General features: G+C 61.9%; 14 protein-coding genes. 9 read left to right on the top strand and 5 right to left on the bottom strand.

Annotated elements, in window-relative coordinates; all coding sequences use genetic code 11:
* Nucleotides 1-204 precede the first annotated feature (204 nt).
* Entirely contained in the window at nt 205-1,149 is a 945-nt protein-coding gene (locus tag MTX36_RS01220) for an alpha/beta fold hydrolase (RefSeq protein ID WP_243617941.1), read from the top strand.
* On the opposite strand, the gene MTX36_RS01215 is transcribed toward MTX36_RS01220, so the two are convergent.
* On the bottom strand, nt 1,139-2,149 hold the full coding sequence (locus MTX36_RS01215; RefSeq protein ID WP_243617940.1) for an Lrp/AsnC family transcriptional regulator: 1,011 nt from the start codon (nt 2,147-2,149) through the stop codon (nt 1,139-1,141). The two genes, MTX36_RS01220 and MTX36_RS01215, sit on opposite strands and share 11 nt — an antisense overlap.
* 70 nt (nt 2,150-2,219) lie before the next feature.
* Between MTX36_RS01215 and MTX36_RS01210 the strand changes: the two genes are divergently transcribed.
* The 3 genes from MTX36_RS01210 to MTX36_RS01200 all read left to right on the top strand — a co-directional run bounded on the left by MTX36_RS01210 (nt 2,220) and on the right by MTX36_RS01200 (nt 5,506).
* A complete protein-coding gene (locus tag MTX36_RS01210) occupies nt 2,220-3,365 on the top strand; it encodes a M20 family metallopeptidase (RefSeq protein ID WP_243617939.1) in 1,146 nt (381 codons plus the stop codon).
* A 95-nt stretch (nt 3,366-3,460) separates the two neighbouring features.
* Nucleotides 3,461-4,234 (top strand): VOC family protein, encoded by a 774-nt coding sequence (locus MTX36_RS01205; RefSeq protein WP_243617938.1) that lies wholly within the window; start codon nt 3,461-3,463, stop codon nt 4,232-4,234.
* Between the two features lie 117 nt (nt 4,235-4,351).
* A complete protein-coding gene (locus MTX36_RS01200; RefSeq protein WP_243617937.1) occupies nt 4,352-5,506 on the top strand; it encodes an alkaline phosphatase family protein in 1,155 nt (384 codons plus the stop codon).
* On the opposite strand, the gene murJ is transcribed toward MTX36_RS01200, so the two are convergent.
* The 4 genes from murJ to MTX36_RS30155 form a co-directional block, all read right to left on the bottom strand.
* Nucleotides 5,492-7,081, bottom strand: a complete 1,590-nt coding sequence (gene murJ / locus MTX36_RS01195) for a murein biosynthesis integral membrane protein MurJ (RefSeq protein WP_243617936.1) — start codon at nt 7,079-7,081, stop codon at nt 5,492-5,494. The two genes, MTX36_RS01200 and murJ, sit on opposite strands and share 15 nt — an antisense overlap.
* Before the next feature lie 74 nt (nt 7,082-7,155).
* Complete coding sequence (locus MTX36_RS01190; RefSeq protein ID WP_243617935.1) at nt 7,156-8,184, bottom strand: beta-ketoacyl-ACP synthase III; 1,029 nt, start codon at nt 8,182-8,184, stop codon at nt 7,156-7,158.
* 140 nt (nt 8,185-8,324) lie between these two features.
* Entirely contained in the window at nt 8,325-8,987 is a 663-nt protein-coding gene (locus MTX36_RS01185) for a response regulator transcription factor (protein WP_243617934.1), read from the bottom strand.
* Nucleotides 8,975-10,201 (bottom strand): sensor histidine kinase, encoded by a 1,227-nt coding sequence (locus tag MTX36_RS30155; protein ID WP_243617933.1) that lies wholly within the window; start codon nt 10,199-10,201, stop codon nt 8,975-8,977. Before MTX36_RS30155 ends, MTX36_RS01185 begins: the two co-directional genes overlap by 13 nt.
* Before the next feature lie 109 nt (nt 10,202-10,310).
* On the opposite strand from MTX36_RS30155, the gene MTX36_RS01175 reads away from it, so the two are divergent.
* The 5 genes from MTX36_RS01175 to MTX36_RS01155 all read left to right on the top strand — a co-directional run bounded on the left by MTX36_RS01175 (nt 10,311) and on the right by MTX36_RS01155 (nt 16,989).
* Nucleotides 10,311-11,075: an ABC transporter ATP-binding protein gene (locus MTX36_RS01175; protein ID WP_243617932.1), complete on the top strand. Its 765-nt coding sequence runs from the start codon at nt 10,311-10,313 to the stop codon at nt 11,073-11,075.
* A 2-nt stretch (nt 11,076-11,077) separates the two neighbouring features.
* A complete protein-coding gene (locus tag MTX36_RS01170; RefSeq protein ID WP_243617931.1) occupies nt 11,078-13,555 on the top strand; it encodes an ABC transporter permease in 2,478 nt (825 codons plus the stop codon).
* A 21-nt stretch (nt 13,556-13,576) separates the two neighbouring features.
* Complete coding sequence (locus MTX36_RS01165) at nt 13,577-14,185, top strand: bifunctional 2-polyprenyl-6-hydroxyphenol methylase/3-demethylubiquinol 3-O-methyltransferase UbiG (protein ID WP_243617930.1); 609 nt, start codon at nt 13,577-13,579, stop codon at nt 14,183-14,185.
* A gap of 101 nt (nt 14,186-14,286) precedes the next feature.
* Nucleotides 14,287-16,122: an acyl-CoA dehydrogenase gene (locus MTX36_RS01160; protein WP_243617929.1), complete on the top strand. Its 1,836-nt coding sequence runs from the start codon at nt 14,287-14,289 to the stop codon at nt 16,120-16,122.
* A 180-nt stretch (nt 16,123-16,302) separates the two neighbouring features.
* Entirely contained in the window at nt 16,303-16,989 is a 687-nt protein-coding gene (locus tag MTX36_RS01155; RefSeq protein WP_243617928.1) for an ATP-binding cassette domain-containing protein, read from the top strand.
* The last annotated feature ends 3 nt before the right edge of the window (nt 16,990-16,992 follow it).

Raw genomic sequence — 16,992 nt, 5'->3', positions numbered from 1 at the left:
GACCATCCACCACATGGCCTCCAGTATGCCGGAACTCTCAACTATTTCGGCACGCATCAACTCACAACCGGAAATTCCGGACAACTACGAAACAGTCTCTGCCACAGTTCAACTGACTCTTGCTGTCCCCCACTCCCGAACCTGCCACGTGATCGAGGGCACATTAGGCTCACCGATCAGTGCGATTCCGTGCATCCTTGAGGGATGGAGTCTCCTCGTGCCCTTCTCGAATCAGCCGGTAGCTCACTCAGCGCACCCTGGGGTGGAACCAGCAATATCGCTGATCTCGACGGAGACGTGCACTGGGTCAATTTCGGAGGACCTGCAGATTCGACACCGATCGTTCTGGTTCACGGACTCGGTGGTTCACATCTGAATTGGGTGCGGGTAGCACCACTGCTCGCGCAGCACACACGCGTCTACGCCCTGGATCTGGCCGGTTTCGGGCTTACTCAGGCCAATGGCCGCCACACGGGCATTCCCGCAAATACCGCGCTGCTGAACGCGTTTATCGACACGGTTGTGGGAAGACCGGTGATCCTGTTCGGTAATTCGATGGGCGGGATGGTGTCGGCGCTCGCCACGCACGCACGGCCCGATTCGGTAGCCGGACTGGTGTTAGTCGACCCCGCACTGCCGCTACCGATTCGAATCCCGGATCCGGTTGTCGCCGCACAGTTCCTCGTCTACTCACTGCCTTACCTCGGCGAACAGGCACTGGGTCTAGGCCGACGCGCTATGACGGATCAGCAACTGTCCGAACAGATGACAAACCTCTGCTTCTCCGATCCCACCCGAGCCGATACCGACGTCCTGACCGCCGGCGCCGCACTGTCGGCGATTCGACGTAACTTTCCCGGTCAGGATTCGGAGTTCCTGCAAGCCGCGCGTTCTTTGCTCACCACCCTGGCCCGCCCGCGGGAATACCGAAAAGCTCTACGTAACATCACAGTTCCTACTCTTCTGATGCACGGAGAACGTGACCGACTGGTGTCCGTTGCAGCAGCACACTCGGCCGCCTCTACCCATCCGCATTGGACCACGATCATTCTCGGCGATGCCGGGCACACCCCTCAGCTCGAGATTCCGGACGAGTTCAACCGTCACGTGTTGGCCTGGCTTTCGCATACGGATCTGATCAAGAGCTGAAGCAGACGGGAATCACAGATACCGAACGCCCGTACCGATCAAGCAAGTGCCCCATCAATTTCGGTGTATCCAGGACAATGCGTCGATCTACGACGCGCATCGTCGGTGCCCGCACGGACACCTCCGATTCGAGCACCGCGATATCGGACAGCGATCGGAACCAACCTGAGAAGAACAGGTTTTCCGGGCCGGCCACTGTCGCCACAAGACGAATCTCCGGTAGTGCCCGCAAGATTCGTGCCGCATTGTCGACGTCCCGCACTGGACTCTGCGCGAAGAACAGCACCCGAATCGGCCTTCCGGTTGCGAATCTTGCGAGTTCACAACGCAACAGGGTGTGATGCGAGAGAGCCTTACCGAGCCGTCGACGTGCTGCTGTGACACTGATTCCGAGTTCGTGTGCCAATTCCGTGTACGAGATACGCGGCGCACGGCCGAGGACGTCAATCACGGCAGCCGTATTCGAGTCCAGCGGATTCCGGCGGCCCAACGGAGGTGGGACCACCCCGGATTCACGCAACGTCCGAACACCCGCCGGTTCGAGAGTTCCCAGCCGCCAACGACTTCCCTCGGTGAATACCCTGGCGACAGGATGCACGCCGATGTCGATCACCCCATCGAGCAAGTGGACCTCGTCGAGCACATACCGAGCCAACGCGTCGAGGCCGGCAAACAGTGCCTCGGCCATTACAGAGGAGCCACCGGAGTGAATGTTCAGGCTCATCACGTGCGCCTGCGCCGACAGATGCGCGACGATGTTTGCCCTCGCCCGAGGTTCACATCGGATATCGAGGAACGCCAGCACTGATGCTGCGTCGGCGGCCGGATACGCGGCAATCCATGCTGCGCCGGAGTCGGTCAACGCTTTCCATCGACGCGCGGCAGTAACCGGATCAACTCCGACGACGCTGCCGATCAACGCCCACGAGGCACGTGGCTGGACCTGCATGGCGTGGACGATTCGCAGATCGATCTCGTCCAGGGGTGTCGATTCCTGCATAGATCAATAAATTACGGCATGAATACTGCATTCTGCGTCGACAATCTCATTGAGAACGCACCCTCGATGAATGACCACGAAGGAACGCGCTGCCAAGCATCTCGACACCATTTCCGACGCTGCCCTCGCACTGAGCCACCAGATCCACGAGGACCCCGAACTGGCGTTTGCCGAGCACAATGCGTCGGCTGCTGTCGCTGACATGCTCGAAGGCGCAGGGTTCAGCGTCGAGCGCGGTGTCGCCGGCCTACCGACCGCGCTCAGCGCTACCTACGGCACCGGCGACCTGGTAATCGGACTGTTTGCCGAGTACGACGCGTTACCCGACATCGGACATGCCTGCGGCCACAACATCATTGCGTCGGCAGCTGTGACGGCGGGACTCCTCCTCGCACCGTTGGCCGACGAGCTCGGGATCACCGTGGCGGTCTTCGGCACCCCGGCGGAAGAAGGCGGCGGCGGAAAGGTCCTGATGCTCGACGAGGGCATCTTCGATTCGCTGCACTGCGCCATGATGGTTCATCCCGGTGCCGGAGATCTGCGATCACCCAACATGCTTGCCATCTCACACCTCGACGTCGCGTACACCGGAGTGTCCTCGCATGCGTCGTTCGCCGTGGGCGCCGTCAACGCCGCAGACGCTTTCACCGTAGCGCAGGTGGGCATCGGCCTACTGCGGCAACATCTTCCGAAGGATGTTCAGGTACACGGCTACGTCAGCAACGCGGGAATCGCTCCCAACGTCATTCCCGGCAGCTCGCACGGAGAGTATGCCGTTCGAGCCGAAACCCTCGACGGCGTTGTCGCGGCCAAACCCAAAGTGGAACAGTGCTTCACCGCCGGTGCGATTGCCACGGGCTGCGACATCGTGATGACCTCGCCGTCTCCCGCCTACGCGGAATCACGTTGGGACGCGCAGCTGAGCGTTCTGTACCAGGAGAACGTCGAGGCGCTCGGTCGCACGTTCTTCGAGTTCGGCGGCCCGGCCGCGGGTTCCACAGATATGGGTAACGTCTCGCATCGCATCCCGACGATCCACCCCATCATCGGGCTCGAATGTAACGGCACCGGCAATCACCAAGCCGAGTTCACTCGCTACTGCCGTTCCGAGACCGGAGACAAGGCCGTGCTGGACGGCGCTTTGGGAATGGCCTGGACTGCCATCGACTGTGCGAGCGATTCCGATCTCCGTGCCCGCCTGCTGGGTCGCCCCTGACAGCAGAGAATGTGTCGGCGGTCATGCGTAGGTTGGAGCCGTGCCATCAGCACCCGAGGCACTGACCGGTTACATCTGCAGGAGGAGAGTTTCAGATGCCCGCACGCACCCCGCTCGACGGAGCACCCTGTTGGATCGACCTCACCAGTTCCGACACCGAAGCCGCCAAGAGTTTCTACACCAACGTGTTCGGCTGGCAGGCCGACACCAATGACGATCCGCAGTACGGCGGGTATGCCATCTTCAGCAAGGACGGGCAGCCCATCGCCGGTCTCGGTCCGCAGCAAGAAGGAAATCCCTACGGCAACGTCTGGACCACGTACCTCTCCGCCCCCGACGCGGCTGCATCCGCAGCCAAAGCCGAAGCTGCGGGCGGCATGATCATGATGCCGTCGATGCAGGTCGGACCACAGGGCAGCATGGCAATCGTCGGAGATCCCGCCGGCGCTGTCATCGGCATCTGGCAGGCAGATCAGCATCAGGGATTCGGACTGGTCGGCGAAGCTGATGTACCCGTCTGGCACGAGACCATGTCCAAGAACTACGGCGCCGTGTTGCCGTTCTACTCGGACGTGTTCGGCTGGGAGTTCCAGGCGATGGGCGACACCGACGAGTTCCGCTATTCGCAGGCCAAACTCGGCGAGACCGTCGTTGCCGGGATCATGGACGCCAGTTCATTCCTGCCGGCCGAGGTTCCGTCGTTCTGGCAGGTGTATTTCGGGGCAGATGACACCGATGCCACGGTCGCCAAGATCGTCGAATTCGGTGGCAGCGTCCTGCGAGCTCCGGAGGACACCCCGTTCGGTCGTCTGGCATCGGTCGCAGATCCCTTAGGCGCGACCTTCCAGATATCGACAATTATGGAGTGAATATTCGCCGACGGACAGCATCTGAACTGTGCTCAGGTGCTGTCCGTCGGCTCCCACCAGCTGAACGCTCGCCCAGAAGGTGTGCAGTTTCGGCCTTCTACAGCCTAATCTCATGGGATGCCCGCCCCCGCACCTCTCCTCGACGTGTACTCGCAGCCGACTCTGTCGACCCTTGCGCCGTCAGTTCTAGCATCGCTGGGGGTAGCCGGCGAAGCCAATCGACTGAACCTGCCCCCCAGCAAACGAACAGTGATCCTGCTGGTGGACGGCATGGGGGCGAACCTACTCACACGCAACGTGGAGCACGCGCCGTATCTGAACTCATTGGTCGGCTCCCCCATTCGCGCCGGTTTTCCCACCACAACAGCCACCAGCATCGTGTCCTTGGGGACAGGCCTACCGTCGGGCGCGCACGGAATCACCGGCTACCAGTCGTACGTCGAAGAAGCCGATTCGGTGTTCAACTGGCTCGGCTGGCACCCCAGCGGCAAGAAGGATTCGTACGCCGATTCGATAATCCCTGAGGTCCTCCAACCTCAGCCCACCACTTTCGATCGGGCGCAAGCCGCCGGTATCACGGCAACCACGGTTGTTCCGTCCAAGTTCGACGGCAGCGGACTCACCCGCGCCGGTATGCGCGGAGCCAATTTTGCCGGCATCCAGGCGTACGGCGATCTCCTCGCTCACACGGTTGCAGCCTCGAAGTCCGCCGAGCGCACATTCACGTACTGCTACGTCAGTGAGATCGACGCCCTCGGGCATGTGTACGGACCCGAATCCGAGCCGTGGCTTCATCAACTCGCGCTGGTCGATCGTCTTGTGGAACAACTCGCGACCGCACTCGGACCGGATGTGACGCTGATTGTGACCGCCGACCACGGGATGGTCGAAATCGCCGATGCCAACAAGATCGACTACGACGACTCGGCAATTCTGTCCGAGGACGTCGTGGCTCTCGCCGGCGAACCGCGGTGCCGGCACATCCACACCCGCAACGGCGCCGCACCCGACGTGGCCGAGCGGTGGCGCGCCGAACTCGGCGACCGGATGTGGATCGGCACCAGAGCCGAGGGCATTGTGGCCGGATTGTTCGGCCCCTCAGTGCATTCCGCCTACCAAGGGCGAATCGGCGATGTGATCGCCATTGCCACCGACGACATCGCGGTAGTTCGTCGAACAGTGGAATCGGGCTTGTCCGGCCTGCCCGGCCAGCACGGTGCACTCACGCTGGACGAACTGATGGTTCCATTGCTCTCGTCACAGCCGCAATAGTGTGCGAGCGTGCCGGATCTCCGGCACGCCCACCACCTTGCATGCCGTCAGCAGTATCACGGCGCCCATCGTCAGGCCGGCCGTAAGCGCAACAGCAGCAGCCACTCTCGGATCCTCGACGCTACCTTGGACCACCAACACCGCAGCCAATGCGCACCCACCGGCGAATACCGCCGCTGCTGTAATTCTCCCGAATGTTTCGACAACATGATGAAAACCCAAGAGCCCATATCGTTTCCGCAGCAATACATGCCCCAGAACTGCGCCGCTCACGTATGACACCGAACCGGCAACACACAATGCCAGGATCACCGATTCGCTACCCATCGTGGCAGTAGCCAGAACGACAACAGTCACCTTCGTCACCACCATGACTATGTTTATCAACGCCGGTGTTCGAGTATCGTTGTCCGCATAGAACACTCGCAACTGCAACATCACGATCGCGAACGGCACCAGACCGAACGCGCTGACCGCGAGAGCAGTCCCGATCAACCGCCCGCTGGCGGCATCCACCTGCCCGAAGAAGATCAAGGTCGTCAGTGACGGCCCGAGCACCATCAGCGCCACCGTCACCGGAATCAGCGCCACCACCGAATATCGAGCTCCGCGACCGAGATCCGACACGACACCGGCGTCATCACCAACCGCCACCGACCGTGCGATCTTCGGCATCAACACCGTCAGCAACGACACTCCGAGAATGCCGTACGCCACCTGGAACAACAGATCCACATTGGTGTACATCGCATAAACGTTGTGCGAGAGCGCGACGCGCATCGTGACCCACACGCCGACCTGACCAGCAACGACGTAGACCAGAACCCAGCCGAGTAACGGCACACCGGTACGCACCGGACGCCAAGTGTACGGGACGAGCCGAACATGCAAATTCCACCGAAACCCGTTGCGGTGCAATGCCACGGCCACCACAGTCGTCTGCGCAACGATGCCGAAGAGGGTGCCGACCCCGATCACCAGAATCTGCGTCGTCGTCATCGTCTCCGGCGTCAACGTCACGGGTCCGGGCACACACACGAAGACGGCAACCGTCACGAGCAGAACCACATTGTTGATCACGGGCGCCCACGCCGGGGCTCCGAAGACTGATCGAACGTTGAGCACTGCCGTCATCATTGCAGTGACGCCGTAGAAGAAGATCTCCGGCAACAGCAAGTAAGCAAAGAGGGTCGCAAGTTCTTGTTGGCCAGGGTCCTTGATCAGTGGAGCAACAATCCGTGGAGCCAGCAGGACCGCGGCCACGGTAACGAGGGCCGAGGCAATCGCGCCAACGGTGAGCACTCGCTGCGTCTGTTCCAGTTCGAGCACTCGGCCACGTGTGCGCTGCCTCGTCAGATACGGCAACAAGACGCTTGCCAGGATCCCGCCGAGCAGAAGTTGAAAGACCATGTTCGGGAAACTGTTGGCGGCGTTGTATGCATCGCTGACCAGCGCAACACCCAGCACAGCGGTGAGGGCGATTGTGCGCGCGAAGCCGGTAATCCGGCTGACCGTACTGGCCAGCGCAATCTGACCGCCAGTCCGCGCCACGCTGCCGTCCGAGGTTTCGACCATCTCGCCAGAGTGCCACAGAACGAACGAAGGCCCGCGAACGTGAAAAGTTCGCGGGCCTTCGTCTCGAGAAGAAATCAGACTGCTGCGGCTGTTCCCAGCGGCGGAAGGATGACAACCTGACCGGCAAAGGACAGGCCCGCACCGAAGGCAAGAAGCAAAGCCATGTCACCAGGCTTGACCTGGCCGTCACGGAGCATCTGCTCCATGGCCAGCGGAACCGACGCTGCGGACGTATTGCCAGTCTCTACGATGTCGTTGGAAACCGGGAAGCCCTCGGGCAGCTTCATGCTGCGCGCGATGACCTCGTTGATGCGCTGGTTGGCCTGGTGCGGCACAAACGCATCGATGTCATCGATGGTCAGGCCCGACTTTTCGAGCGTACGAGTGGCAACCTTGCCCATTTCGAAGGCAGCCCAACGGAATACGGCCGTGCCTGCCATCTTGATCCAGGGACGCGCGCCTTCGGGCTTCTCGATGAACTCGAGCCAACTCGGCTCCTGCTTGATAGCGTCAGACTGACTGCCATCCGAACCCCACTCCACCGGGCCGATACCCACGGTGTCACTGACACCGACGATGACGGCGCCGGCGCCGTCGCCAAAGATGAAGCGAACACTGCGATCGGTGGGCTCGGTGGTATCACTCATGCGATCAACACCAACAACCAGTGCGTAATCGACGGTTCCGCCGCGGATCAGATCGTTGGCCACACCGAGCGCCGTACTGAATCCGGCACAACCAGCGGCCAAGTCGAATGCTGCCGGGCCCTTCATGCCGAGCTCGTGGGCAATCACCGATGCGGCCTGCGGGGTCTGCATGTCGTAGGTAGAGGTCGCAATGATGACTGCGCCGACCTGCTCGGGGGCAATGCCACTGGCTGCCAGAGCGCCACGCGCCGCGCCGAGAGACATCGCGACGACACCTTCACCGTCAGCGGCGAAGCGGCGCGACTTGATACCCGTACGCGTCTGGATCCACTCATCGGTGGAATCGATCGTCTCGCAGATCTCGTCGTTGGTCACAACCCGCTCGGGGCGGTGAACGCCGAGCCCGAGAAGGACGGACTGCCGACCTCCGGCCACACTGGCAATCGGCTTACCCATTGATCGATCTCCTCGTTGTTTCTGGTGATGACTCGTATCCGACATCACACGTTACGTAGCGGACATAGGTCCTCGCCTCTCAGGTCACCGTTCGGTCACGACAACAACATGAGGCTGGCTCACATTACGCTCCGGTTAGGTCATTCGTCCAGATGCAATCTCATGCCCCGCAAATAAGCTAGAACTGCGAGAACACGACGATGCCCGGCATCGGACGCCGACAGGCCGAGTTTCGCGAAGATATTTCCTATGTGTTTGCTCACAGCTGTGTCACTGACTACGAGTTTTTGTGCGATTTCCTGATTACCCAAGCCTTCTGCCATCAATCCCAACACCTCCGACTCGCGCGGAGTCAGTGTCCGAATCGGATCATCGGCGCGCCGACGGCTCATCAGTTGAGACACCACTTCGGGATCCATGACCGTCCCTCCGTCGATCACGCGGTTCAACGCGTCGATGAATTCGGCAACCTTGCCGACTCGCTCCTTGAGGAGATACCCGACGCCTCCCGCGCCGCCGGCCAGGAGTTCACCCGCGTAGCGATCCTCCACATACGCCGAAAGCACCAGGACGGGGAAGCCAGGGCGTATTTTGCGGACCTCTATCGCGGCCTTGAGTCCCTCGTTGGTGAACGTGGGCGGCATCCGTACGTCGAGAACCGCCACGTCCGGTGCTACGTCCTCGAATCTCGCGAGGAATTCGTCAGCGTCCGCGACCGCGACAACCTCGAAACCTTCGCTACCAAGCAATAACGCCAGCCCCTCACGCAGCAACGCGTCGTCCTCGGCAATCAGAATCCGCACGGGAGTTCCACCTTCATAGTTGTCGGCCCAGCGACTGGACTGTCCAGCATGACAGTTCCCTCGAACGCCGAGGTTCGACGCCGGATACCGGCGATACCACCGCCCGGGCGCGAGGTGGCTCCACCGCGGCCGTTGTCGAGAACTTCGATCACCATGGTCTCAGGGTCGGATTCCGTCCACACTCGGACGGTGACAGTGTGAGCGCCGCTGTGTTTCGCGACGTTGGTCAGCGCCTCGGCAACGACGAAGTAGGCCGCGGCTTCCACTGCTGCGGGGGCGCGGCGTAGTTTCTCGACGTCGAGTACGCAGGGCACGACGGAACGCCCGGCCAACGCCGATACCGCTCCCTCGAGACCGAGCTCGTCCAGAATCGGCGGATAGATGTCGTGGACCAAGGTTCGCAGTTCACTCAGTGCTTCTGTGGCGGCGTCCTGCGCCCGACGCAATTGTGGGAGTGCCTGATCCGGATTGTTTTGCAGTGCGCGCTCCGCCATCCCCAGCATCATCACCACGGCAACCAGGCGATTCTGTGCACCGTCGTGCAGATCCCGCTCGATGCGTTTGAGTTCTGCCGAGTGCGCGTCCAACGCTGCAGCACGACTCGCGGTGAGTGCGGTGACCCGCCGCGAAAGGTCCGAACGTGCATCCGGCGCAAGCAGAGTCGATGCCAGCGCACTGAGCCACCGCGCCATCGCCGGAATCAACCACCATGCCAGCAGTAGATACATCAAGCCGACAACCGGCATGCCTGCCGCGCCCCACCACGATGTCACGGGGTACAGATTGCTCACCGGCTCACCATCGGGCATGGCCTGCCAATAAAACGGAACCACAAAGGAATTGAGAGCCCCGAGTGGCAACGCGAACGTCAGGATCCCTGCCACGAGTGCTGCGAACGAATGGATCGCCACCCAGGCGCAGTCACGTCGCATCGACTGATCTGTGAGCAGCCGACGAAGGTCCCCCAACGTCGGATTGTCAGGCAACGGCGGATACCGCTGCGGAACGGGGCGATCCGTGTATTCGGCTGCACGACGACGAGCCAGCCCCGCCCACCACCGAAGCGCTCTCACATACGCCGGCACCAGCGCCCAGCCCACCACCAGAATCGACAGGGAGATCAACAGCAGTCCCGCGATCACCACAGCAAGTGACACCACGGCTGCGCAACCCTCGACTAATACGTAGCGCGCGGCCCGAAATCTCTGCTTCACCGTCCCAGCATGCCGCACCCGACGCCCCGATCCACTACAGCTAGATACACCTTCAGTTCGGGAGTCTGCTGGATGTTGCCCGGCGCCGGCGATCCATAGCGTTCATTCCATGAAGAATGAATACTCGGTACTCGCTCCTCCAGCGGTTCGGGCCGCCGTGCGACTCGAAAACGTCACCAAGGTCTACGGCAACGGCCGCCGTGCCGTCACTGCCCTCGACAACGTCAGCCTCACTCTGCCGCGCAGCACCTTCACCGCCGTGATGGGCCCCTCCGGATCCGGCAAGAGCACCTTCCTGCACTGCGCGGCTGGTCTCGACCAGCCGAGCAGCGGATCCGTCCATCTGGGGGATACCGACATCTCGCGACTGAAGCCGAAGGCCCGCAGCATTTTCCGGCGCGATCACATCGGATTCGTATTTCAGGCGTACAACCTACTCGGCGCGCTCACCGTCGAACAGAACGTGACGCTCCCCTTGCTGCTTGCCGGCCACCGCGCCGACGACCAGTATCTGACCTTTGTGCTCGAGGCCGTCGGCTTGGGGTCTCATCGAAAACGCAAACCCTCCGAACTCTCTGGTGGACAACAACAACGCGTGGCCATTGCCCGCGCCCTCATCACCCGACCCGACGCACTCTTTGCCGACGAACCGACCGGCGCACTCGACTCCCGCAGCGCCAAGCAGGTTTTGGAACTGCTCCGGCGCACCTCCGCCGAGTTCGATCAGACCGTTGTCATGGTCACCCACGACCCGGTGGCTGCGTCGTACGCGGATCGGGTGCTGTTCCTCGCCGACGGAAAACTGGTCGGGCATCTGGATCGCCCCACACCAGCGCAGGTTGCCGACCGCATGACACACCTCGGGGACTGGTGAACATGAAGGCGCACACAATTGCTCATCTGAAAGCGCACCGATCCGGCTTTGTCGCGGTGTTCATCTCCGTGTTCTGCGCTGCCCTACTCACCTGTTCATTGGGGATCCTGTTGGAGTCGGGGGTCCGAGGCGGAGTGGCCCCCCACCTCTACGCCGGTGCCGACGCCGTCGTGAGTGGGCCGCAATCATTGGCGATCGTTGAAGACGCCGATCAGCCGTTTGCAGAACGGGTTACTCTCACCCTCGACGTTACCGAGCGACTGAGTTCGCTGCGCGGCGTCACTGCGGTTCCGGATTTCTCAGTGCCTCTGAGTACCTCGAACGGCACAGTCCTGGATGCGCATCCTTGGAGCACAGCACAACTGGCTCCCTACACTCTCACCGAAGGACGTGCACCGCACAATCTCGACGAAGTGGTGTCCACTATGGGCGGCACCATCGGGGAACGAATTACACTGGCATACGGCGGAATAGACAGCTCATACACGGTTGTCGGAATGGTCGATACCGCCGTTGAACCATCACCCGAACGACCCGCCACCCTATTTTTGAGCGACCAGCGGGCACGGCAGTTGTGGCCGCACCAGGACTCCGTGACCGCAATCGGATTGATCGCCGCTGACGGCGTAGATGCCGCGGCACTTGCCCGGCAGGCACTCTCCGGAACCGATTCCGAGATCTCTACCGGGACCGCACGCGGCAGCGTCGAATTCCTCGACGCCGGAGCAGCGCGCATTCAGTTGATCGTGCTCTGCGCGTCCTTTGCCGGCCTGGCGTTGATGGTCAGCATGTTCGTCGTGTCCAGTACGTTGTCGCTGTCGATCAACTCACGTCGACGAGAGTTTGCCCTGCTGAGAGCAATTGGCGCCACCACACGCCAGGTTCACACGATGATCGGCCGCGAGGTTGTCCTCGTGGCAGCCGCGGCAGCTGCCCTCGGACTGGTTCCCGGATTCCTGCTCGCCCGCGTTCTGGTCGCGCAGTTCGCCGACGCGGGCGTAATGCCTACCGACTTCGCCTTGGTGTACAGCCCAATTCCCGCTCTCGCCGCGTTCGTTATCTGTCTCCTGACTGCGCGAGGTGCCGCAGCGATTGCCGCGCGCCGGCCAGCGAAGCTCGATCCCATCGAGGCACTCCGCGAATCCGAGAGCGGCCCGGCCGCATTGAGCCGCGGCCGAATCATTACGGGCGTCTCGCTGGGAGTCACCGGGCTGGCCATGTCCATTATTCCGGCGTTTCTGCCGAGCGAAATAGCTGCTGCCGGCGCCGGCGGCAGCGCACTGCTGCTCATCTTTTCGGTTGCACTGATCGGACCCATGCTGGTGCGCAACATCATTCGCATCCTCGGCGGGCCTTTGCGGCGCAGCCGATCCGCGCCGAAAGTTCTTGCTGCCGCAAATGCCGAATCCCAGTCCCGGCGGCTCTCTGCTGCCATTGTGCCGCTCGCCCTGGCCATCGCGTTGGGATCGGTGCAGTTCTTCAGCCAGAGCACCGTCGCCACCGAAGCGGAAAGCCAGTCGGTCGAGGGTGTCACCGCTGATCTGGTTGTCGGCGCTCCCGCCGGCATCGCTCCGGCACTCCTCGAGACTATCGCGGCTGTTCCCGGAGTAAGGGCAGCGAATCCCGTCGTACGTAGTTCGGTACTGCCCGTACCGGCTGGGGAAGAAAGCACTGTCACACCGATCTCCGCTCAAGGCATCGACGCCACGCTCACGCCCTCCACTCTCGATCTCGATGTCACCGAAGGTGATCTGACAGCGTTGACCGGCGACACCGTTGCCGTCAGCGCCGACGGAGCCTTCACGCTCGGCGCGAAGGTCGGTCGACGAATCGACCTCCATCTCGGCGACGGCACACTGATACATCCGTTGGTCGTCGCAAAATACAGCCGCGGTCTCGGATTCGGTGACGTGACCCTGCCCATCGACACCATGCGCAAGCATTCCACCGATGGACTGATCGACACAGTTCTCGTGAGCACCGAACCCGGCCGGTCTGCCGAAGTGCAGCAGTCCCTGCGCTCCGTCGCTTCTGTATCTGCCATGAACCAGGATCAGTTCGGGGCCGCCGGCGCGGATGAGCGTCGTACGCAATCCTGGGTCAGCATCCTCGCGGTGCTCATCCTCCTCGGGTACCTGGCAGTCGCCGTCGTCAACACCTTGGTAGCGGCTACCGCCGAACGCTCGCGAGAATTTGCACTCCTTCAACTCGTGGGTGCACGGACAAAGCAAGTCCGCGCGATGATGCGCATCGAATCCGTCATGGTGGTCGGTATCGCCGTGGTTGTCGGAACACTGATCGCACTACCGCCGCTGATGGGGATCGCCATGGCTGTCTCCGGCGTGCCCGTACCGACCGTCTCGCCGCTGATCTACGGATCGATCATTGCCGTCACCGCTGTCCTCGGATTTTTCTCGATCACCATTCCGACACGGGCCGGACTACGAAAGAACCCGATGGACGGAGTGCGCGACAACTGAGTGACGCTAGCGTTCCTTCTTATGGACGCCGCCGACTGGGACAAGAAATACGAACAAACGGAACTCGCCCGGGGCGTTCCTCCCAACGAACTTCTGGTGGAATACGCGACGGCCCTCCCCCATGGCCAGGCTCTGGACCTGGCGTGCGGAGAGGGCCGCAATGCGCTGTGGCTGGCAACGCGCGGCTGGACAGTGACAGGCATCGACTTCTCGTCCGTTGCTATCGAGCAGGCACGGGCGATCGCGGCCCGATCGCCACGCGCAGTTGTCGAGCGCCTCGACTACCGATGCGGTGATGTCAGAACGGTTGAGTACGGCTCCGAATACGACCTCGCACTCGTTCTATACCTCCATCTCCCCGCTCCGGAGCTCATTTCGGTTGTGAACCGTGCCATAAATTCCCTGAAACCTGATGGAATCCTCATGATTTTGGGTCACGACCGAAGTAACGTCGACTACGGCGTCGGCGGACCCATGGAACCTGAAATCCTTTACACCCCAGAGGATTTGATGCGAGAGTTCGGCCCGAGACTCAGGTTCGAGATCGCCGGAAACCCTCACCGGCACACCGAAACGGGAATCGCGATCGATGCACTTGTCATCGGCCGGAAATTAGATGTTGGCAGTTGAAAGAACGACTAGTAACATGTATTAAGTTACCGACGAGTAATAAACTTCGGGCGGTACTAGGAGTGCTGGACCGCACCACCTCACTGGGAGAAGCAGAAGACATGGGCCATTACAAGAGCAACGTTCGAGACCTCGAGTTCAACCTCTTCGAGGTGCTCGGACTGGAAAAGCTACTGGGCGAAGGCGCTTGGAGCGATCTAGATGCCGACACCGTCCGCAACATGCTGGCCGAGGTCGCCCGTCTGGCCGAGGGACCCCTAGGCGAGGCATTTGCCGACGCCGACCGCAACCCTCCTGTCTTCGATCCTGAGACCCACGAGGCGACTCTGCCCGAGTCGTTCAAGAAGTCCTTCAAAGCCATGTGGGACGCCGAATGGTTCCGCATGGGTCTGAGCGAAGAGATCGGCGGCGTACCCGTCCCCCGCACGGTCGTCTGGGCCATCGCAGAAATGATGCTCGGTGCACAGCCTGCAGCCTTCATGTACCAGGCCGGCCCCTCCTTCGCCGACGTGATGTTCAACAACGGCACCGAAGAGCAGAAGAAGTGGGCAGCCACCGCCGTCGAACGCGGATGGGGCGCCACCATGGTCCTCACCGAGCCCGACGCCGGCTCCGACGTCGGCGCCGGCCGCACCAAGGCCATCGCGCAGGACGACGGCTCCTGGCACATCGAGGGCGTGAAGCGCTTCATCACCTCTGCAACCTCTGACGACCTGTTCGAGAACATCTTCCACCTCGTTCTCGCTCGCCCCGAAGGCGCCGGACCGGGCACCAAGGGCCTGAGCCTCTTCTTCGTCCCGAAGACGCACTTCGACTTCGAGACCGACACGCTCGGCGAGCGCAACGGCGTTTTTGTCACCAACGTCGAGCACAAGATGGGCCTCAAAGCGTCCACCACCTGTGAGCTCACCTTCGGTGGCCACGGAATCCCCGCACAGGGTTGGCTGGTGGGCGACGTCCACAACGGCATCGCGCAGATGTTCGACGTCATCGAGCACGCTCGAATGATGGTGGGCACCAAGGCGATCTCCACGCTCTCCACCGGTTACCTCAACGCACTCGACTACGCCAAGCAGCGCGTCCAGGGCGCCGATCTCACCCAGATGAGCAACAAGGCCGCACCGCGCGTCACGATCACGCACCACCCCGACGTGCGTCGTAGCCTCGCAATGCAGAAGGCATACTCCGAAGGCCTGCGCGCTGTATACCTCTACACCGCAGCACACCAGGACGAGGTTGTCGCCCAGCACGTCTCAGGCGCTGACAAGGACACCGCGTTCCGCGTCAACGACCTGTTGCTCCCCATCGTCAAGGGCGTCGGCTCCGAGCGTGCGTACCAGTACCTGACGGACAGCCTGCAGACCCTCGGCGGATCCGGCTTCCTGCAGGACTACCCGATCGAGCAGTACATCCGCGACTCCAAGATCGACTCGCTGTACGAAGGCACCACCGCCATCCAGGCGCAGGACTTCTTCTTCCGCAAGATCGCCCGTGACCGCGGCGTCGCACTCGCGCACGTTGCCGGACAGGTCAAGACCTTCATCGACAGCGAAGCCGGCAACGGTCGTCTCAAGACGGAGCGAGCACTGCTCGCTACCGCTCTCGAAGACGTCCAGGCCATGGCTGCCACGCTCACCGGGTTCCTCATGGGCGCCCAAGAGCAGCCGTCCGAGCTGTACAAGGTCGGCCTCGGCTCCGTGCGCTTCCTGATGGCCGTCGGCGACCTGATCATCGGCTGGCAGCTGCTCCGCCAGTCGGAGGTCGCACTGGCCGCGCTCGATAACGGGGCATCCGACAAGGACAAGGCGTTCTACGAGGGCAAGGTCGCCATCGCGTCCTTCTTCGCCAAGAACGTCTTGCCCGAACTCACCGCGTCACGCGAGATCATCGCGAACACGGACAACGACATCATGGAAATCGACGAAGCTGCGTTCTGATTTCTTCTGAAGTGGGTCCGGCCGCCGAGGTGAACCTCGGCGGCCGGACCCATTTCCGTCTCCTGATCGTGAAGGAGTTTCGCTCACTGAGCGAGTGAAATCCTTCACGATCCGCGCGTTTGTCGCTGGTTGTGGTTGGCTGAACCGAAGTTGCCGAATCCGACAGACGAGGTGAACGCTGTGACCGCTCCAGGCTTGGCACTAGTGGCACGAGACTTGACGCTGGACGGCCCCTGGGGCCCGGTGTTCGGTCCGATCAATCTCGATACCGCGGCGGGCGGAGTCACCGTCATCGAAGGGTCGAGCGGATCGGGACGCACCTCACTGCTCCTTGCACTCAGCGGCAGGTTGAAGCCAAGTTCCGGTTCGCTCAACGTATTCGGACGCACCCACCCTCGTGACATCTTCAAGATCTGCTCCATCGCCGGCTTCGAGGGCATCGACGAATTGGCGGAATCCGTCACCGTTCGCGACCTCATCACCGAGCAGATCCGTTGGGACGCACCCTGGTACAAGCTGATCGGCCGCGCCGGCAAGCCTGAACTCTCCGCAGTGTGCACTCCGGTGTTCGGCGATCACCCTTTGCCCCGCCTCGGCCAGTACGTCAGCGATCTCGGCGAACTCGAAGCCACCCTGCTGCGCATCGCCGTCGCGAACACCAAGAAACCGGCGGTACTCGTCATCGACGACCTCGAACAGGTCCGACGCGATTCCGAGCGCGCCTATCTGGTGGAGCGCCTCGCCGACTTGGGGCGGCACCAGACCATCATCTGCTCCACCGTGAACCCGCTTCCCGACGGATCACCCGCCGAATCCGTCACGCTGCTCGAAGATGTCACCAATCCCGAACAAGAAGGGGCGAGGTAACCG

The organism is Rhodococcus sp. ARC_M6 (assembly GCF_022810305.1).
In the GTDB taxonomy this organism is placed as follows: domain Bacteria; phylum Actinomycetota; class Actinomycetes; order Mycobacteriales; family Mycobacteriaceae; genus Rhodococcus_F.
The sequence above is the reverse complement of the archived record's forward strand: the minus strand, read 5'-3'. Positions and strand labels throughout refer to the sequence as shown.

What these genes read in the sequence shown, in the direction of transcription:
- MTX36_RS01220 (WP_243617941.1), top strand. Translation starts at nt 205, where the DNA reads ATGGAGTCTCCTCGTGCCCTTCTCGAATCAGCCGGTAGCTCACTCAGC.
- MTX36_RS01215 (WP_243617940.1), bottom strand. Translation starts at nt 2,149, where the DNA reads ATGCAGGAATCGACACCCCTGGACGAGATCGATCTGCGAATCGTCCAC.
- MTX36_RS01210 (WP_243617939.1), top strand. Translation starts at nt 2,220, where the DNA reads ATGACCACGAAGGAACGCGCTGCCAAGCATCTCGACACCATTTCCGAC.
- MTX36_RS01205 (WP_243617938.1), top strand. Translation starts at nt 3,461, where the DNA reads ATGCCCGCACGCACCCCGCTCGACGGAGCACCCTGTTGGATCGACCTC.
- MTX36_RS01200 (WP_243617937.1), top strand. Translation starts at nt 4,352, where the DNA reads ATGCCCGCCCCCGCACCTCTCCTCGACGTGTACTCGCAGCCGACTCTG.
- murJ (WP_243617936.1), bottom strand. Translation starts at nt 7,081, where the DNA reads ATGGTCGAAACCTCGGACGGCAGCGTGGCGCGGACTGGCGGTCAGATT.
- MTX36_RS01190 (WP_243617935.1), bottom strand. Translation starts at nt 8,184, where the DNA reads ATGGGTAAGCCGATTGCCAGTGTGGCCGGAGGTCGGCAGTCCGTCCTT.
- MTX36_RS01175 (WP_243617932.1), top strand. Translation starts at nt 10,311, where the DNA reads ATGAAGAATGAATACTCGGTACTCGCTCCTCCAGCGGTTCGGGCCGCC.
- MTX36_RS01170 (WP_243617931.1), top strand. Translation starts at nt 11,078, where the DNA reads ATGAAGGCGCACACAATTGCTCATCTGAAAGCGCACCGATCCGGCTTT.
- MTX36_RS01165 (WP_243617930.1), top strand. Translation starts at nt 13,577, where the DNA reads ATGGACGCCGCCGACTGGGACAAGAAATACGAACAAACGGAACTCGCC.
- MTX36_RS01160 (WP_243617929.1), top strand. Translation starts at nt 14,287, where the DNA reads ATGGGCCATTACAAGAGCAACGTTCGAGACCTCGAGTTCAACCTCTTC.